Annotated in this window: 16 protein-coding genes and 1 pseudogene; 8 read left to right on the top strand and 9 right to left on the bottom strand. The window is 70.5% G+C overall.

Features of this window, described 5'->3' with window-relative positions; genetic code table 11:
• Window positions 1-89 precede the first annotated feature (89 nt).
• The 4 genes from AOK11_RS21700 (at window position 90) to AOK11_RS21715 (ending at window position 2,093) form a co-directional block, all read left to right on the top strand.
• Window positions 90-269: a hypothetical protein gene (locus AOK11_RS21700; protein ID WP_055595395.1), complete on the top strand. Its 180-nt coding sequence runs from the start codon at window positions 90-92 to the stop codon at window positions 267-269.
• A gap of 151 nt (window positions 270-420) precedes the next feature.
• A complete protein-coding gene (locus tag AOK11_RS21705) occupies window positions 421-930 on the top strand; it encodes a BlaI/MecI/CopY family transcriptional regulator (protein WP_079035001.1) in 510 nt (169 codons plus the stop codon).
• Between the two features lie 9 nt (window positions 931-939).
• Window positions 940-1,473, top strand: coding sequence for an amino-acid N-acetyltransferase (locus tag AOK11_RS21710; protein WP_055595396.1), 534 nt, complete (start codon window positions 940-942; stop codon window positions 1,471-1,473).
• Window positions 1,474-1,757: 284 nt separating this feature from the next.
• Window positions 1,758-2,093 carry a histone-like nucleoid-structuring protein Lsr2 gene (locus AOK11_RS21715; protein WP_055595397.1) on the top strand — a complete coding sequence of 112 codons (336 nt, stop codon included), beginning with the start codon at window positions 1,758-1,760 and terminating at the stop codon, window positions 2,091-2,093.
• Here the strand turns inward: AOK11_RS21715 and AOK11_RS21720 are convergent.
• Window positions 2,072-2,860 carry an SCO3374 family protein gene (locus AOK11_RS21720; RefSeq protein WP_055595398.1) on the bottom strand — a complete coding sequence of 263 codons (789 nt, stop codon included), beginning with the start codon at window positions 2,858-2,860 and terminating at the stop codon, window positions 2,072-2,074. The two genes, AOK11_RS21715 and AOK11_RS21720, sit on opposite strands and share 22 nt — an antisense overlap.
• Before the next feature lie 429 nt (window positions 2,861-3,289).
• Between AOK11_RS21720 and AOK11_RS21725 the strand changes: the two genes are divergently transcribed.
• The gene (locus AOK11_RS21725) at window positions 3,290-5,815 is read left to right on the top strand and encodes an ATP-dependent Clp protease ATP-binding subunit (RefSeq protein WP_055595399.1); all 2,526 of its coding nucleotides are present in this window, start codon (window positions 3,290-3,292) and stop codon (window positions 5,813-5,815) included.
• Between the two features lie 41 nt (window positions 5,816-5,856).
• Here the strand turns inward: AOK11_RS21725 and AOK11_RS21730 are convergent, their stop codons facing one another.
• Entirely contained in the window at window positions 5,857-6,507 is a 651-nt protein-coding gene (locus AOK11_RS21730; protein WP_055595400.1) for an HAD family acid phosphatase, read from the bottom strand.
• Between the two features lie 445 nt (window positions 6,508-6,952).
• Here AOK11_RS21730 and AOK11_RS21735 point away from each other — a divergent pair, with 445 nt between their 5' ends.
• Complete coding sequence (locus AOK11_RS21735) at window positions 6,953-7,651, top strand: M23 family metallopeptidase (RefSeq protein ID WP_055595401.1); 699 nt, start codon at window positions 6,953-6,955, stop codon at window positions 7,649-7,651.
• 52 nt (window positions 7,652-7,703) lie between these two features.
• Here AOK11_RS21735 and AOK11_RS21740 read toward each other — a convergent pair whose 3' ends face one another.
• The 5 genes from AOK11_RS21740 to AOK11_RS21760 all read right to left on the bottom strand — a co-directional run bounded on the left by AOK11_RS21740 (window position 7,704) and on the right by AOK11_RS21760 (window position 12,688).
• On the bottom strand, window positions 7,704-9,230 hold the full coding sequence (locus tag AOK11_RS21740) for a sensor histidine kinase (RefSeq protein ID WP_420903007.1): 1,527 nt from the start codon (window positions 9,228-9,230) through the stop codon (window positions 7,704-7,706).
• Window positions 9,227-9,925, bottom strand: coding sequence for a two-component system response regulator CseB (gene cseB / locus AOK11_RS21745; RefSeq protein WP_055595403.1), 699 nt, complete (start codon window positions 9,923-9,925; stop codon window positions 9,227-9,229). The genes AOK11_RS21740 and cseB overlap by 4 nt, the downstream gene beginning before the upstream one ends.
• A 228-nt stretch (window positions 9,926-10,153) precedes the next feature.
• Window positions 10,154-10,816, bottom strand: coding sequence for a hypothetical protein (locus AOK11_RS21750; RefSeq protein ID WP_055595404.1), 663 nt, complete (start codon window positions 10,814-10,816; stop codon window positions 10,154-10,156).
• Window positions 10,804-11,343, bottom strand: coding sequence for a SigE family RNA polymerase sigma factor (locus tag AOK11_RS21755; RefSeq protein ID WP_055595405.1), 540 nt, complete (start codon window positions 11,341-11,343; stop codon window positions 10,804-10,806). The genes AOK11_RS21750 and AOK11_RS21755 overlap by 13 nt, the downstream gene beginning before the upstream one ends.
• Before the next feature lie 409 nt (window positions 11,344-11,752).
• Entirely contained in the window at window positions 11,753-12,688 is a 936-nt protein-coding gene (locus tag AOK11_RS21760) for an HhH-GPD family protein (RefSeq protein WP_055595406.1), read from the bottom strand.
• Between the two features lie 339 nt (window positions 12,689-13,027).
• On the opposite strand from AOK11_RS21760, the gene AOK11_RS21765 reads away from it, so the two are divergent.
• Entirely contained in the window at window positions 13,028-13,876 is an 849-nt protein-coding gene (locus AOK11_RS21765; protein ID WP_055595407.1) for a hypothetical protein, read from the top strand.
• Window positions 13,877-13,988: 112 nt separating this feature from the next.
• Here AOK11_RS21765 and disA read toward each other — a convergent pair whose 3' ends face one another.
• The gene (disA, locus tag AOK11_RS21770; protein ID WP_055595408.1) at window positions 13,989-15,113 is read right to left on the bottom strand and encodes a DNA integrity scanning diadenylate cyclase DisA; all 1,125 of its coding nucleotides are present in this window, start codon (window positions 15,111-15,113) and stop codon (window positions 13,989-13,991) included.
• A 242-nt stretch (window positions 15,114-15,355) separates the two neighbouring features.
• Window positions 15,356-16,765 (bottom strand): DNA repair protein RadA, encoded by a 1,410-nt coding sequence (radA, locus tag AOK11_RS21775; protein ID WP_055595409.1) that lies wholly within the window; start codon window positions 16,763-16,765, stop codon window positions 15,356-15,358.
• Window positions 16,766-16,961: 196 nt separating this feature from the next.
• Here radA and AOK11_RS21780 point away from each other — a divergent pair.
• Window positions 16,962-17,215 (top strand): annotated as a pseudogene (locus AOK11_RS21780) (hypothetical protein); the annotation flags it as partial.

Raw genomic sequence — 17,215 nt, forward strand, 5'->3', positions numbered from 1 at the left:
AGCCCGCCATGCCCGCGTACACCCGCACGCCCGGCCGTGCGCCCGCCCCGCTCGGTCGTCCGCCGGGCCACCCTGGCTACCCTGGACCCATGGACTACGTCTCCGCGCTCCTGCCCCCGGTCGTCATGGCCGTCCTCTTCATCGGTGTGATCCGGGTGATCGTGAAGACCCAGGGCGGCGCCAACAAGGCCAAGGAGGACGCCGCCGTGGACGCGGCCCTCGACCGCGCGGAGGCCACCCACCGGGCCACCGCCAAGACCGACAGCTGACCCGCCCGCCGCCCGGCCGACCGCGGGCGGCACGGGGGACGGACCCGGCGTACGACTCGATGGCGAGTCGTACGCCCTTTTTGTTCACGTTTGCGGATTTTCGTACATGTTCAGCACGCCACGGGTGTGATGGAGCACTATTGTCTGATGTGTGCCTCGCCCCTTGGGAGAACTCGAAGACACGGTCATGACGCGGGTGTGGAAGTGGAACCGCCCGGTGACCGTCAGGGAAGTCCTCGAAGATCTGCAGAAGGAACGGTCCATCGCGTACACCACGGTGATGACCGTTCTGGACAATCTCCATCAGAAGGGCTGGGTGCGCCGTCAGGCGGAAGGCCGGGCCTATCGATATGAGGCGGTCTCCACCCGCGCCGCGTACGCCGCCGCGCTGATGAACGAGGCATGGGCGCAGAGCGACAACCCCGCCGCCGCCCTCGTCGCCTTCTTCGGCATGATGAGCGAGGAACAGCGTCAGGCCCTCACGGATGCCGTACGCGTTGCAAGGCTTCCGGAAACCGGGGAACAACGCCGGCCGGTGGAACGAGCGGGATCACCCGAACAAGCGGGATCACCCGAACAAGTGGGCTCGCCGGAACAGTCCCCGCCCGCGGAACCCTCTGTCGAGAACCCCGCCGCGGGCGAGGGCCCGCGCGGGCGATAACGTCCGTTCATGTCAGCAGACAGCCCGGATGTCACCGCAAAAGCCATCACCGTCCGGCGGGCCCGCACCGGCGATGTCCCCGCCGTGCGCCGCCTCCTTGACGCCTACGTCCGCAAGGGCATCCTGCTCGACAAAGCGACGGTGACTCTTTACGAGGCCATCCAGGAGTTCTGGATCGCGGAACGGGACGACAACGGGGAGGTCGTCGGCTGCGGCGCGCTGCACGTGATGTGGGAAGACCTCGCGGAAGTCCGTACTCTCGCCGTGAAGCCCGGACTGAAGGGCGCCGGTGTGGGACATCGCTTGATGGAGAAGTTGCTGCAGACCGCCCGCCGGCTCGGTGTTCGCCGTGTTTTCTGTCTGACCTTCGAAGTCGAGTTCTTCGGCAAGCACGGCTTCGTGGAGATCGGTGAGACGCCCGTCGACGGGGATGTGTACGCCGAGCTGCTGCGTTCCTATGACGAGGGTGTCGCGGAGTTCCTCGGTCTCGAACGCGTGAAACCGAACACTCTGGGCAACAGCCGGATGCTTCTGCATCTGTGATCGTCGGCGTTCCGTACCCGACGCCTTGCGGCGGAGGTCTCGGTGTGCCGCCTCAAGGCATATTCCGTACTGCTTCCGTACCGTGGGGCTTGCCGGGTTCCCTATGTCCGAAACGCGCACGTTTCCGGGCTGTGTGCGGCAGTGGGTCCGTCCCCGGGGTTTGTGTTTTTCCGGCAAAAGCGGTTTGCTTTCCGACGTACTGCAGTAGTGCATATAACAGGGGACGGCGATACGGCGGATGCCGTTACACCCAGGCCCTGACGTTATCGATGAAAGGAAATCCGGTGGCACAGAAGGTTCAGGTCCTTCTTGTCGACGACCTCGACGGCGTCGAGGCGGACGAGACCGTGACGTTCGCGTTGGACGGCAAGACATACGAGATCGATCTCACCACCGCCAATGCGGACAAGCTCCGCGGCCTTCTCGAGCCTTACGTGAAGGGCGGCCGTCGTACGGGAGGCCGTGCTTCGAGCGGGCGCGGAAAGGCGCGTGCCACTTCCGGCGGCAACCAGGACACCGCGGCGATCCGCGCCTGGGCGAAGGAGAACGGTCACGAGGTCAACGACCGCGGCCGTGTCCCCGCGGCCATTCGCGAGGCCTACGAGCGGGCCAACGGCTGATTGTCGGCCCGTACCGCCTCGCGCACCCCGGCCGGCGGCCGGCCGCAGGTGCGCAGGAGCCGGACCCGGTGGCACTGCGTGGCCACCGTGTTCACCAGCCGTACGAGATCGGGGGCGTCCCCACGGGCCCCCGTCGCCGACAGTGTCGGCAGCGAGGCCTCGACCTCGCGCCCCGACTCGGGGGGCCGCAGCCACACGGCGGCCCCCTGTGAACCGACGCCTGCCGGGGAGACCGGCCGGACGGCACCGCGGCCGGAGGTCCCCAGGGGCGGCGTCCCAGGGGGCGGCGGAGCGTCGATGAGACCGCCCGTGCCGATCGCGGTCAGATCGAGGGTCAGCGTGCCCCACTCCAGCCAGACGAGCAGCCCCGGCAGCTCCTCCGCGCTGCCCGCGGCCACCAGCAGCAGCATCCGGCCGCCCTGCAGGGCCACCGGAAATCTCCCGGCGCCGGGTCCGGCCCGCCGAGGGCCCTTCGGATACTCCGCAGACCCCGGACGCCCCGGGCGTTCCAGGCGCCCCAGTGCCGCACGGCCCGCCTCGGCGGGGACGTCCAGGATGTCGAAGCGCACCCCCACCGACAGGCGTACCGGAGAACCGGGCACCGTCGGCCACCCTTGTTCGTTCTCGTACCAAAGCCGGACCGGATCACCCGGATCACCCGGATCACCCGGATCACCCGGGGCGTCCGCCCCGGCCGGATCGAGCGGACCGAGGGGCCTGCGAAAGCCCGAGGGGCCCGCGGTGACGGAGGAGGCGGTGCCGGCCATGCAAGCGCAACCGCCGGAAGGCCGTTCGGGTTACGCTGGGTGTGCGTGCGCATGCGCAGGGTGTCGAACAGGGGGGCGTGAGGGAGCCCGGGGAGGCGCAAGGTTGTTCGCCCGTAGCGGAGGGAACCCCTGCCCTTGGCATGGACTGTCGGTCGCAGCGGGTAAGACATCCCTAGTGGGAGGGGGCGACACGCAGGGCAGCGCATCTCGCGTTCGCCATCGGCGTACTGGCGATGGGGGTAACTGCCTGGCCTGCGGGAACATCGTCTCGCACCATCGGGTTGGAGCAGATGTCGGCGTTCGGGGTCAGGAGGCCATCGACGGTGTCGGCAGTTGGAATGAGCGGTCCCCGCTTGCGGGACTAAGCTGCGGAAGGACAGGGAGGGGAAGTTCCCCCCACTGCCTGACCGCTCTGAGGAGCGATTAACGATGTTCGAGAGGTTCACCGACCGCGCGCGGCGGGTTGTCGTCCTGGCTCAGGAAGAAGCCCGGATGCTCAACCACAACTACATCGGCACCGAGCACATTCTCCTGGGCCTGATCCACGAGGGTGAGGGTGTCGCCGCCAAGGCCCTTGAGAGCCTCGGGATTTCGCTCGAGGCGGTCCGTCAGCAGGTGGAGGAGATCATCGGGCAGGGCCAGCAGGCCCCGTCGGGTCACATCCCCTTCACTCCCCGTGCCAAGAAGGTGCTCGAGCTGTCGCTCCGCGAGGCGCTGCAGCTGGGTCACAACTACATCGGTACGGAGCACATCCTGCTCGGCCTGATCCGTGAGGGCGAGGGCGTCGCCGCCCAGGTCCTGGTCAAGCTGGGCGCAGATCTGAACCGGGTGCGGCAGCAGGTCATCCAGCTGCTCTCCGGTTACCAGGGCAAGGAGACCGCCGCCGCCGGCGGTCCTGCCGAGGGCACCCCCTCCACGTCCCTGGTCCTCGACCAGTTCGGCCGGAACCTCACCCAGGCCGCTCGTGAGTCCAAGCTCGACCCGGTCATCGGGCGCGAGAAGGAGATCGAGCGGGTCATGCAGGTGCTGTCCCGCCGCACCAAGAACAACCCGGTGCTGATCGGTGAGCCCGGCGTCGGCAAGACCGCCGTCGTCGAGGGCCTCGCCCAGGCCATCGTCAAGGGCGAGGTGCCCGAGACCCTCAAGGACAAGCACCTCTACACCCTGGACCTCGGTGCCCTGGTCGCCGGCTCCCGCTACCGCGGTGACTTCGAGGAGCGCCTGAAGAAGGTGCTCAAGGAGATCCGCACCCGCGGCGACATCATCCTGTTCATCGACGAGCTGCACACGCTGGTCGGTGCGGGTGCCGCCGAGGGCGCCATCGACGCGGCCTCCATCCTGAAGCCGATGCTGGCCCGCGGTGAGCTGCAGACCATCGGCGCGACCACGCTGGACGAGTACCGCAAGCACTTGGAGAAGGACGCGGCCCTCGAGCGCCGTTTCCAGCCGATCCAGGTCGCCGAGCCGTCCCTGCCGCACACCATCGAGATCCTCAAGGGTCTGCGCGACCGGTACGAGGCGCACCACCGTGTCTCGATCACCGACGAGGCGCTGGTGCAGGCCGCCACCCTGGCCGACCGGTACATCTCGGACCGCTTCCTCCCGGACAAGGCGATCGACCTGATCGACGAGGCCGGCTCGAGGATGCGTATCCGCCGGATGACCGCGCCGCCGGACCTGCGCGAGTTCGACGAGAAGATCGCCGGTGTCCGCCGGGACAAGGAGTCCGCGATCGACTCGCAGGACTTCGAGAAGGCCGCCTCCCTGCGTGACAAGGAGAAGCAGCTCCTCGCCGCCAAGGCCAAGCGCGAGAAGGAGTGGAAGGCCGGCGACATGGACGTCGTCGCCGAGGTCGACGGCGACCTGATCGCCGAGGTCCTCGCCACGGCCACCGGCATCCCGGTCTTCAAGCTGACCGAGGAGGAGTCCTCGCGTCTGCTGCGCATGGAGGACGAGCTCCACAAGCGGGTCATCGGCCAGAAGGACGCCGTCAAGGCGCTGTCGAAGGCCATCCGCCGTACGCGTGCCGGTCTGAAGGACCCGAAGCGTCCCGGTGGTTCGTTCATCTTCGCCGGCCCGTCCGGTGTCGGTAAGACCGAGCTGTCCAAGGCCCTCGCCGAGTTCCTGTTCGGTGACGAGGACGCGCTGATCTCCCTCGACATGTCGGAGTTCAGCGAGAAGCACACGGTCTCGCGTCTCTTCGGTTCGCCCCCCGGCTACGTGGGCTACGAGGAGGGCGGTCAGCTGACGGAGAAGGTGCGCCGCAAGCCGTTCTCGGTCGTCCTCTTCGACGAGGTCGAGAAGGCCCACCCGGACATCTTCAACTCGCTGCTGCAGATCCTGGAGGACGGTCGCCTGACCGACTCCCAGGGCCGGGTCGTGGACTTCAAGAACACGGTCATCATCATGACGACCAACCTCGGCACCCGGGACATCTCCAAGGGCTTCAACCTGGGCTTCGCCGCCGCCGGTGACACGAAGACCAACTACGAGCGCATGAAGAACAAGGTGTCGGACGAGCTCAAGCAGCACTTCCGTCCCGAGTTCCTCAACCGCGTCGACGACGTGGTCGTGTTCCCGCAGCTGACCCCGGACGACATCCTCGCGATCGTCGACCTGATGATCGACAAGGTGGACGAGCGCCTGAAGGACCGGGACATGGGCATCGAGCTCTCCCAGCCCGCGAAGGAGCTGCTGTCCAAGAGGGGCTACGACCCCGTTATGGGTGCCCGGCCGCTGCGCCGGACCATCCAGCGCGAGATCGAGGACTCGCTGTCGGAGAAGATCCTCTTCGGCGAGCTGCGCCCCGGCCACATCGTGGTCGTGGACATCGAGGGCGAGGGTGAGAGCGCGATCTTCACCTTCCGTGGTGAGGAGAAGTCGGCCCTGCCCGACGTCCCGCCGATCGAGCAGGCGGCCGGCGGAGCCGGCCCGAACCTCAACAAGGACGTGTAAGCGTCGACGTGTGAGCGTCACGGCAGCCGAAAGGGGCCGGATCAGGAGAGCTGACCGCCGTAGTCCGGCAGCTTGTAGGTCCTCTCGGCGTGCCCGCCCGACAGGTCGGTGGTGTTGTTGCCGATGTTGGCGATGATCGTGTAGCCCTTCGACTCGATGTGGACGCGCTGGGCCGTCTTGTACTCGGCCACGTTCCGGAACAGGTCGAGGAATCCGCGGACGTACAGTCCTGCGGACTCGTATCCGGCGTGGTCCAGGTTGTACTCGGTGAAGACCTCGACGATGCCCGGCCGGGCGGTCACGAAGAACACCGCGACCCCGCGCTCCTGGGCGTACTGCGCGACCTCCAGGACCGGCTCGTTGGCCGGCGCCGGGAAGCTGAACCCGAAGTCGGACTCCAGGGCGGTGTTGTCGATGTCGAGGACGATCGCCTGCTTCTCGCCCGGCCGCGGGTTCGCGATCCGCTGCGTCAGCTGCGGCAGCGCCTGGTCCATGACCGCCTGGCAGTCCCGCTGCCAGGTGTCATAGTCGACCGCTGCGGCGGCTGCCGTAGCCGTCACGGTGGCCGTCGTGGCCGTTGCGGAGGTGCCGGGGGTGGTCGCTGCCCGGGCGGGGACGGCCAGGGCCACCAGGGCCGTGGCGGAGACGGCGGTGACCGATGCGCGGCGCAGCCAGGGGCGTCGGCTTCTCATGGGGTGGGGGGTCCTCTCGGGCTCGTGACGCTGCCGATGTGTCGTGTGCATGCTCGTCTTCGAGGGTGACGCGAGGTGAACCGTAGGGTGGCCGCGCGGTGGGCGGCCAGAGAGGCGCACGTCACATTTATGGAATGTCCGAACCCGCCCTTCGGTGACATGCTGCACAGCCGTTTTGTCCGTTACGAGCCGAAATAGTAGCGAAGTACCGAAATGCAAAGCGGACATTTGGCGTGGAGCTCTGATCGGTCAGCCTTAAATAGGGCTTTCGTCCGGTACGGGCCAAGTGTCAAGAGACGTGCATCTCACTCCAGAAGTACGAACTTGCCTCGTAGATCACCCTTTTTGTGGCTTTGTGGGTGAAGGGGTTACCAAGGGATAGCCACTGCGGCGGGGACCAGCTCGCCCGGTGGCTTTCCTCCGCCCCCTTCCCCACGAGGTTCAGATGTCCCAGCGCGTCACGCCCCGTTCCTTCCTCACGTCCCACCTCCGCACCCGTGCGGCCGTCCTGGCCGCCGGCATGGGAGTCACGGCCGTCGTGGGAGCCGGGATCGCGGCCGCCGCCGACACCACGGCCGTCACCGGCAACACCGCCAAGGCCGTGCAGGCTCAGGCGGACGCCCAGGCCAAGGCTGCGAAGACCAAGACCGTCGAGGCCCAGAAGGCCTCCGAGGTGAAGAAGGCCGCGAAGGCCGAGAAGCCGGCTCAGCCCGCCAAGAAGAAGGCGTCCTGGGTCGACCCGGTGGAGCAGTACACGATCTCCGCGACCTACGCCCAGGCCGGCGGCATGTGGCAGTCCGCCCACAGCGGGCAGGACTTCGCGGTGCCGAACGGCACCAAGGTCATGGCCACGCACGGCGGCACGGTCGTCAAGGCGGGCGGCAACGGCGCCGGCGACGGCCCGGCCTACGGCAACGCCGTGGTCATCAACCACGGCAACGGGATGTACTCCCAGTACGCCCACCTCTCCCAGGTGAACGTGCAGCCCGGCCAGGTCGTCAAGACCGGCCAGAAGATCGCCCTGTCCGGCAACACCGGCAACTCCAGCGGCCCCCACCTGCACTTCGAGATCCGGACCGGCGCCAACTACGGCACTGCGATCGACCCGGTCAAGTTCCTGCGCGGCAAGGGCGTGCAGTTCTGAGGACTCCGGTCCGGGTGAACATCCCGGTCCCGGGTCTCCTCGGCCGGCCGCCCTACGGCAGCATCGGATAACTTCCCGTGTCCGTCGGTGCGTGCTCCGGCAGCCACAGCACGGCGACCGCACCCTCGGCCGGCGCGTCCTCGGACGCGCCGGCCGGCCGTACGTTGCGGAAGGTCAGCCGCGCCCCCAGGACCCGGGCCTGCCCGGCCGCGATGGTCAGGCCCAGACCGTGACCGCGTCCGGCCCGGTCCGCGCTCCCGGTGCGGAACCGGCTCGGCCCCTCGGCGAGCAGGTTCGCGGGGAAGCCGGGCCCGTGGTCGCGGACCCGGACGACCCGCCCCTCGACGGAGACCTCGACGGGCGGCCTGCCGTGCCGGGCGGCGTTGGCCAGCAGGTTGAACAGCACGCGTTCCAGACGGCGCGGGTCGGTGGTGACCTCCGACTCGCGCACCACGCGCACCGTGACGTCCGGGTCCCCAGGCCCTCCCGTCCGGAGCAGGCCGGGCTCGCGGGGTCTGGCCTGATCCGGACGGGAGGACCTCGCCGCGACCCGCCGGGCGACGAACTCGCCCAGCAGGATGTCCTGCAGTTCGGCCCGCTCCGAGGCACCGTCCAGCCGGGCCACCTCCAGGACGTCCTCGACCAGCGTGCGCATGGCTTTCGCCCGGTCCAGCACCAGCTCGGTCGGCCGGCCCGGCGGCAGCAGTTCGGCGGCGGTCAGCAGACCGGTGACCGGGGTGCGCAGTTCGTGCGCGATGTCGGCGGTGACCCGGCGTTCGGCCTCCAGCCGCTGGCGCAGCGCGTCCGCCATCGCGTCCACCGCGCTGGCCAGGTCGTCGGTCTCGTCCCGGACGACCCCGCCGATGGCCTCCCGCACCCGGACCTCCGTCTCCCCCTTGGCGACCCGGTTGGCCGCGATCGCCGCCTTGCGCAGCCGGCGGGACAGATGCCCGCCGATCAGCACCCCGAGCGCGCTGCCGCCCAGGACGACGGCGATGGAGCCGATCACCAGGGCCTGGTCGAGGTCCTTGAGGATGTTCGAGCTGCGGTCCGTGAAGCCCGAGTGCAGGGACATGACATGGCCGTTCTTCAGCGGTACGGCCGCCCAGATGTCCGGCGACCCGCCCGGCCGGTTCGCCACGTAGGTCGCCCGCCTGCCCTCCTCGACCTTCGCCCGCAGCTCCGCCGGCAGGTCGGGGTCGTCGACCTTGGTGTTGGGGAAGTTCAGCCGCCCCGACAGTTCGTAGCTGCGCTGGGCGATCATGATGCGTTCGTCGGCGAGGTCGCGCGCGTTGTCCAGCATCGACACCCGGGCCGCGTTGTGCACGACCAGACTCAGCGCGACCGCCACCAGCGCACCGACCAGGGCGATGGCGGCGCTGAGCTTCCATCTCAGCCCGGTGAGCACACCCGCCCGCTCGAGCCCCGCGCCCACCAGCCGCCCGAACCTGCCCTGCGCGCCGGAGCCCACCGGCGGCCCGAATCCCTCCCGGGCGCCCGTGCTCGCCGGCCCCCCGGAACCCCCTCGTGTCCCCGCGCTCACCAGGCGCCCGAAGTACCGCCGCATGTCCGTGCTCAGGCCTTCAGTTTGTAGCCGAAGCCGCGGACCGTCTCGATGCGGTCCTGGCCGATCTTCCCGCGCAGCCGCTGCACATGGACGTCGACGACGCGGGTGTCGCCGCCCCACCCGTACTCCCACACCCGTTCGAGCAGCCGGTCGCGGGAGAGGACGGTGCCCGGCGCCGAGGAGAACTCCAGCAGCAGGCGCATCTCGGTCGGTGTCAGCGCCACCGGCGCCCCGGCCCGCCGCACCTCCATGCCCACGGTGTCGATCTCCAGTTCGCCGAAGGCCAGCGCGCCGGCGGGAGCCCCGTCCTCCGCTCCCTCCCGGCCGCCGTTCGCCCGGTCGAAGCGGCGCAGGACCGCGCGGATGCGGGCGACCAGGACGGCTCCGTCGAACGGCTTGGTCACGTAGTCGTCGGCGCCCGCCTCCAGACCCAGGACCACGTCGATGGCGTCCGCGCGCGCCGACAGCATGATCACCGGCACCATCGACTCGTCGCGGATGCTCCGGCACAGGCTGACGCCGTCGAGGCCGGGCACCATGACGTCGAGGAGGGCGATGTCCGGCCGGTCGGCGCGGAACGCCTCCAGGCCCGACAGCCCGTCGGGCATCGCGGTGACCGCGAAGCCGTCCCGCTCCAGGGCGAGTTGGGTGGCCTCACGGATGACGTCGTCGTCCTCGACGAACAGGACGTGGTTCTGGTCTGCCATCCCCGTCTCTCAGCTCTCAGCTCTCGGTTCTCGTGTGCTCTCGGTTCTCGTGTGCTCTCGGGTCGGTGGGAGCGTTCCACCCCGCCCACCGGACGGACGCGGGGAGCGCGCGGAGGGTTCATCCCCTTCATCGGACCGCGCGGCCCGCCGGTTCACCCCACGCGCCACAAAACGTAAACGTGGTGCGTGGCGTGAACCTTCGGTGCCTCGGGTTCCGGGCCCCGGACCTCAGCTGTCGGGCCCCGGGGCCGGATCCGCGCCGGACACCTTGCCGTAGTCGTTGTGGGTGCGGAACTCCTCGGCGAACCGGCCCGCGGTCCAGCGGTAGGTGATCACGTTCTCGCCCGACGGACTCGACACCGGGTCGCCCCGGTCGTACACCTGCATCGTCACCACCAGGTCCCCGCGGTCGATCTCCGCGTACACGGGGGGCTGCTCGGCCCGGAACACGTTCACGTACGCACCGTCCTGGTCGCGGTACACGTACGAACCGACGCCCACCGCGTCTCCGCAGGTCAACACGTTGACGACGACGTCGTTCGCGGTGCCTCCGGTGAGGTTGCCGTAGCTCACGTCGACGGGGTACTCGTCGGCGACGCACGGTTTCAGGAGCCGCTTGACCTCGGCCGAGACCAGGGGATCATCCTTGATCAGCCGCACGGCGTCCACCCGGCTGGCAGCCGAGACCGGCGCTTTCGAGCCGGTGGCCGTGGACGTGGGGGGACTCGCCGCCGAGTCCGCGTGCGCGGGGCCCTCGTCGCGGGCGCCGGTGCCGCCCGTACCGCAGGCGGTGACGGAAAGGGTGAGGGCGACGAGCACGGACGTCGCCGTGGTCGCCGCCCGGGCGGGTCTCCGGACCCGCATGGTTTTCGCGCCGGTCAGGCCGCGCAACGCTCCCGCTCCTCACGCTCCAGCGCGCGTGCGTCCAGCTCGCGGGCCTCCAGCTCCTCGCGGAGCCGGGTGAGGGCCCGGTGCAGCGTGCTCTTGACCGTTCCGGCCGACATGCCGAGTGCGGCGGCCGTCTCCTCCGTGGACATCTGCTCCCAGTGTCGCAGCACCACCACACTGCGCTGCTTCGGGGCGAGCACCTTCAGCACGTCCATCAGGAGGGCACGGTCGGCGTGCTGCTCGGTGGCGTCGTCCACGCAGGCGTCCGGGAGCTGCTCGGTGGGCACCTCCTCCAGCTTGCGGGCACGCCACCACTCGGTCCGGGTGTTGATCATGACGCGGCGCAGGTAGGCGTCGGCCAGCCGCTTGTCGGCGATCCCGTCCCAGCGGCCGTACGTCCGGGCCAGCGCGGTCTGCAGCAGGTCCTGCGCGTCGACGGGGTCCGGCACCAGACGACGGGCGCTGCGCAGCAGCGCGTCCTGCCGGGTACGGACGTACTCCTCGAACCCGAGCACCTCGCTCTGCGCCATGGTGAACCGCCTTCCGCTCCCCGTACCGGCCCGCCCGTGCGGCCCGGTCCCCCTGCTGTGATCCGTGCTGGTCGTGCCCCTGCGCGCCGTGTGCTGCGCGCTGCGTGCGGGGCATGGGAACGAAGGTACGGAGGCGTTGTCACGGCACTGTGCGGAGCAGCCTGCGGCCTGCCCTCGGCTGTCCGTCGGTTGTGTAACGGAAGTAGGAACGAGGTAAAGCGGTGGGAGGGTTGGGGGGCCTATGGGGTGTTGTGTGCCGCATGGGCGGGTGCACGGGTGCACGGGTGCACGGGTGCACGGGTGCGGCGGACAGGTGTGACGACACGGCCCGTCCGCAGGTGAGCAGGCCGGCGCCGGCCCGGCCGTCGGGCCCGGCCGTCGGGCTCGGCCGCCGGGCCCGGCGGCCGGGTCAGGTCATCGGCAGCCGGTAGAGGCCGCCGGGCAGCGGCTCGACCAGACCGTCGGCGACCAGGCCGTCCAGCGCGCGGGCGCGCTGCACCGGCTCCTGCCACACCCGGTCCAGGACCGCCTGCGGTACGGGACTGTGCGCCTCCCGGAGCACGGCCAGCAGCCGCCCGCGGACCTGACGGTCCGTGCCCGCGTACGTCTGCCCCCGGCGCGGCGGGCCGTCGTGCGCCGGCTTGTCGGCGAGCCGCCAGGCGCACTGCGCGGCGATCGGGCAGCGATGGCACGACTCGTTCTTCGCCGTGCACACCAGCGCCCCCAGCTCCATGGAGGCTGCCGCCCACCGCGCGGCGGTCCGCTCGTCCTCGGGCAGCAGCGCGCGGGCGAGCCGGCGCTCGGCGGCCGTGGTGGCGTTCGGCGGGTACTGGACACCGGTCACCGCCCGGGCGAACACTCGGCGCACGTTGGTGTCCAGCACGGCGTGCCGCTGCCCGTACGCGAACGACGCCACGGCGGCGGCCGTGTACTCGCCGATGCCGGGCAGCGCCAGCAGCTGCGCGTGGTCGGCGGGCACGTCGCCCCCGTGCCGTTCCGTTATGGCGGCGGCGGCACCGTGCAGCCGCAGCGCACGGCGTGGGTAGCCGAGCCGGCCCCAGGCGCGGACGGCCTCACCGGGCGCCTCGGCGGCGAGGTCGGCGGGGCGCGGCCAGCGGGCCAGCCACTGCTCGTAGACCGGCAGGACCCGGTTCACCGGGGTCTGCTGGAGCATGAATTCGCTGACCATCACCCCCCATGCGCCGGCCTCCGGGCGTCGCCACGGCAGATCCCGGGCGTGCTCGTCGAACCAGTCGATGACGGGAGAGTGGAGCTGCGCTCCGGGAGCGTGCTCGGACGAGGGATCGGCGGTGCCGTCGGGCTGGGGCTTCGTGAGAGCAGTCATGGCCTCTCGATCCTGCCACGACCACCGGCGTGAACGGGGAATCCGCCACCCCGTCGTGCCGCAATGACGGTCGGAGCCATGGCCAGAGCTGCAAGGGACGCGATCGCGAACACGGGAGTGTCGGAGTGCGGAGCTCCCGGCGGCGAGGGCCGCCCCCGCACCCCTCGGTCACGGACCGTAGGTGAAGCGCCCATATGATCACACTCCGCGATGGTCGCGTGCCGTGCCTGACGGAGAGCGGCAACAGGCAGCCGTTTCCGGGATGATGATCCGGAAAAGTTGAGCTCTCAGCGGCGGGTGGGATCAGCGAAGGCCCGGATCTCTCGTACAGTTTGCGCCGTGGGATCTCTGCGCAATCCGGTCGGGCCGCTTCCCTCCTCCATCTACTGGCGCAGGAGGGCCGTACTGCTGTCCCTGCTGGGCGTGTTGGCGCTGCTGATCACCTGGGTCGTCGTCTTCCGCGGCGGGGACAGCGGCGGACACGGAAACGGGGCCAACGGCAAGAACCCCGCACCCTCCACCATCGCTCCGGGACCGTCGAGTTCGGGGCCGGCGATCAGTCAGGCGCCGGGCGGCCGGGACGAGTCCGGTGGCGAGGGATCGGGCGGCTCCTCGAGCGGCACCGGCACGGGGGACGACGGGGCGAACGGCGACCCCGGTGACTCCGGTGGCGGCGGATCGGACGGCGACGGTGAGGGCGGGAGCAGCGTGGGCGGCGGCTCCGAGGGCGGTACGACGGCGGGGGTCGGCGCGGGTGACGCGCTGCCGGCCGGGTCCGGTCTCCCCGACTGCACCGCGTCCGCAGTCAAGTTCAGCCTGCGCAGCGTCCGCAACTCCTACGAGCCCGACGAGACGCCCACCTTCCGGCTGACCGCGCGGAACATCTCCGGAAGCGACTGCAAGGTCGATCTCGGCCCGAAGAGCACGGTGTTGACGATCACTCAGGCGACCGCCGACGACGACGCGTACTGGGCGTCGGACGACTGCCCCAAGGACGCGGGGAGTCTGATGTTCCGGGTGCCCGCGGGCGACGACATCACGTACACCGTGAAGTGGGACCGCAAGCCGAGCGCCCCGCAGTGCGCGACGCCGCCGGCCGGGTCGGCCGAGGCGGGCACGTACCTGGTCGAGGCGAAGGCGCCGGGGTTCACGAAGGTGCAGACGTCCTTCGTGCTGAAGAACGCCTGACGCGCGACGCGCCCTGCGGGCACCGGGCCCCGGGCGCAGCGCGTCCCCGCGCACCGGCCCGGTCGTACCGGGAGTCCTGGACGTACCGGAAGTCCTAGGCGTACCGGAAGTCCTAGACGTACCGCTCCAGGATCGAGCTCTCCGCCAGCCGCGACAGGCCCTCCCGGACGCTGCGGGCGCGGGCCTCGCCGACGCCGTCCACCGTCTGGAGGTCGTCCACGCTGGCGGCCAGCAGCTTCTGCAGGCCGCCGAAGTGCTCCACTAGGCGGTCGATGATCGCGCCCGGCAGCCTCGGCACCTTGGCGAGCAGCCGGAAACCACGCGGGGACACGGCCGAGTCCAGTGTCTCGGGGGAGCCGGTGTAGCCCAGGGCGCGGGCCACCGTGGGCAGTTCCAGCAGTTCCGCGTGGGTGAGGGCGTTCAGCTCGTGCAGGGCCTGGTCGACCGTGCGGGAACGCTTGGCGGTGGGCTCGGGCACGTAGTCCCGCACGACCAGCTCGCGCTCCGGCTCCACGCCCGCGATCAACTCGTCCAGCTGAAGGGCGAGAAGACGGCCGTCGGTGCCCAGTTCGACCACGTATTCGGCGATTTCGGTGGCGATGCGGCGCACCATCTCCAGCCGCTGCGCGACCGCCGAGACGTCCCGCACGGTCACCAGGTCCTCGATCTCCAGTGCCGACAGCGTGCCGGCCACCTCGTCGAGGCGGAGCTTGTAGCGCTCCAGTGTCGCGAGCGCCTGGTTGGCACGGGACAGGATCGCCGCCGAGTCCTCCAGGACGCGGCGATGCCCGTCCACGTAGAGCGCGATCAGGCGCATCGACTGGGAGACCGAGACCACCGGGAAGCCGACCTGCTTGGAGACCCGGTCGGCGGTGCGGTGCCGGGTGCCGGTCTCCTCGGTCGGGATCGTCGGGTCCGGCACCAGCTGGACACCCGCCCGCAGGATCTTCGACAGGTCGGACGACAGGACTATGCCGCCGTCGAGCTTGCACAGCTCGCGCAGCCGGGTCGCGGTGAACTCGACGTCCAGGACGAAACCGCCGCTGCACAGCGTCTCGACGGTCTTGTCGGAACCGAGGACGATGAGACCGCCGGTGTTGCCCCTCAGTACACGCTCCAGGCCGTCACGGAGGGCGGTGCCGGGTGCCACGGCACTCAGCGAGGCGCGCATCAGGCGATCGGAACCGGCGCTCCCGCCGGACTTTCCGGGAGCTGCTGCCCGGTCGTTGGCTGCCACTGCACTCCTCCGGTCGCGATGTCTGGGGCGCCCCCGCTCAGGGTCTCCCGTGGGGATCATGCCGGGCTCGCGGGGCCGGGCACGCGCATCTGCGGCGTGGTCGTCGGTCGCCGACGCTCCGCGTCGGCTCCCTCCTCCGCCCTACAGTTGCACGCATCCGGCCCCGCTCCCTGTCCGGCAAGATCCAAACGGGAGACCCTCACGCACTCGGTTCGTACGGACGGGCGAGACCAGGGCAAAGTCTACCGGCGGTCCTCCTCGTCCCGTGGGGCGTCCCGGTGACGCGAGCGCGGAAGGACGCGCAGAGCATCCCCTATGTCCGCGACTTCCAGAACCTTCATCCCTGACGGGATTTTCCCCGGATCGCCCGGCACGAGCGCGTGCGTGAAACCCAGGCGGTGCGCTTCGGAAAGCCGGCGCTGCACCCCTGTCACCCGCCTGACCTCGCCCGCGAGCCCGACCTCGCCGATCGCGACCAGGTTCTTGGGCAACGGGGTGTCGCTCGCCGCCGACGCGAGGGCGAGCGCGATCGCCAGATCCGCCGCCGGCTCGGACAGCCGCACCCCGCCGACCGTCGCGGAGTAGATGTCCCGCTTGCCCAAGGCGCTGATGCGCCCGCGCTGTTCCAGCACCGCGAGCATCATCGAGACACGCGAGGTCTCCAGCCCGGAGGTGGTGCGACGGGGGGAGGGGATCTGCGAGTCGACGGTGAGCGCCTGCACCTCGGCGACCAGCGGGCGGCGGCCCTCCAGCGTCACCGTCAGACAGGTGCCCGGCACCGGCTCCGCACGGCGGGTCAGGAACAGCCCGCTGGGGTCGGCCAGGCCCGTGATGCCCTCGTCGTGCAGCTCGAAGCAGCCGACCTCGTCGGTGGTGCCGTAGCGGTTCTTCACGCCCCGGACCAGGCGCAGCCGCGCGTGCCGGTCGCCCTCGAAGCTCAGGACGACGTCCACCAGGTGCTCCAGCAGGCGCGGCCCCGCGATCGAGCCGTCCTTGGTGACATGGCCCACCAGCAGCGTGGCCATCCCGCGCTCCTTGGAGGCGCGGATCAGCGCGCCCGCCACCTCGCGCACCTGGGCCACGCCGCCCGGCGCGCCGTCGAGTTCCGGGGAGGCGATCGTCTGCACCGAGTCGAGGATCAACAGGGACGGCTTCACCGCGTCCAGATGGCCGAGGACGGTGGACAGATCCGTCTCGGCGGCGAGGTACAGGTGGTCGTCGATGGCGTGGATCCGGTCGGCGCGCAGCCGGACCTGGCTCGCCGACTCCTCGCCCGTGACATAGAGCGTGCGGTGCTCGTCGCTCGCCGACTTGGCCGCGACGTCCAGCAGGAGCGTGGACTTGCCGACGCCCGGCTCGCCCGCGACGAGCACCACCGCGCCGGGGACGAGCCCGCCGCCGAGCACCCGGTCCAGCTCGGGAACACCGGTGGAGCGGGCCGTGGCCTGACGGCCGTCGACCTGGCCGATGGGCACGGCGGAGGTGGTGACCCGCCCCGGCGCCGTCGTACGGACCGCGGACACGCCGTACTCCTCGACCGTCCCCCAGGCCTGGCACTCGGGGCAGCGGCCGAGCCACTTGGCCGTCTGCCAGCCGCACTCGGTGCAGCGGTAGGACGGTCGGTCCTTGGTGGTTTTGGTACGGGCAGCCATGCTGGGAACGGTAGCGCCCGGCACTGACAGCCGGACGCGCAGTGCCCGGTCGCCGGTCCCGGGACCGGGCCGATTCCCCCGTCCCACCCGTGGAGCGAGGGGTTCTCACCCCCGATTGAGGGATCGTTTCACCCGTACGGATTAAAAGTGCGCAGGGCTCCGGGAGGGGTCGGCTCCGGCCGCCTACGGTCGCCGAATGACGAGCAGTGGCCCGGAGATCCCGACCCGCACGACCGGCACACACCGGGCGCACCGGGAGGTGCGCGACCGCGGGGCCGCGCACACGCCGGCACACCGGCCGCCCAGCTGCCACGAACCGTGTCTGGACGGTCTGTTCACCTACTGCCTGTCGGTGCTGTGCGACCATGACGCGGCGATCGCCGCCCTGGCCGACGTCCTCACCCTCGCGGAGCGCCGCGGCCGGCACCTCCCGGACGCGTCCGGGGACCG

This window comes from Streptomyces hirsutus, assembly GCF_001418415.1.
In the GTDB taxonomy this organism is placed as follows: Bacteria; Actinomycetota; Actinomycetes; order Streptomycetales; family Streptomycetaceae; genus Streptomyces; species Streptomyces hirsutus.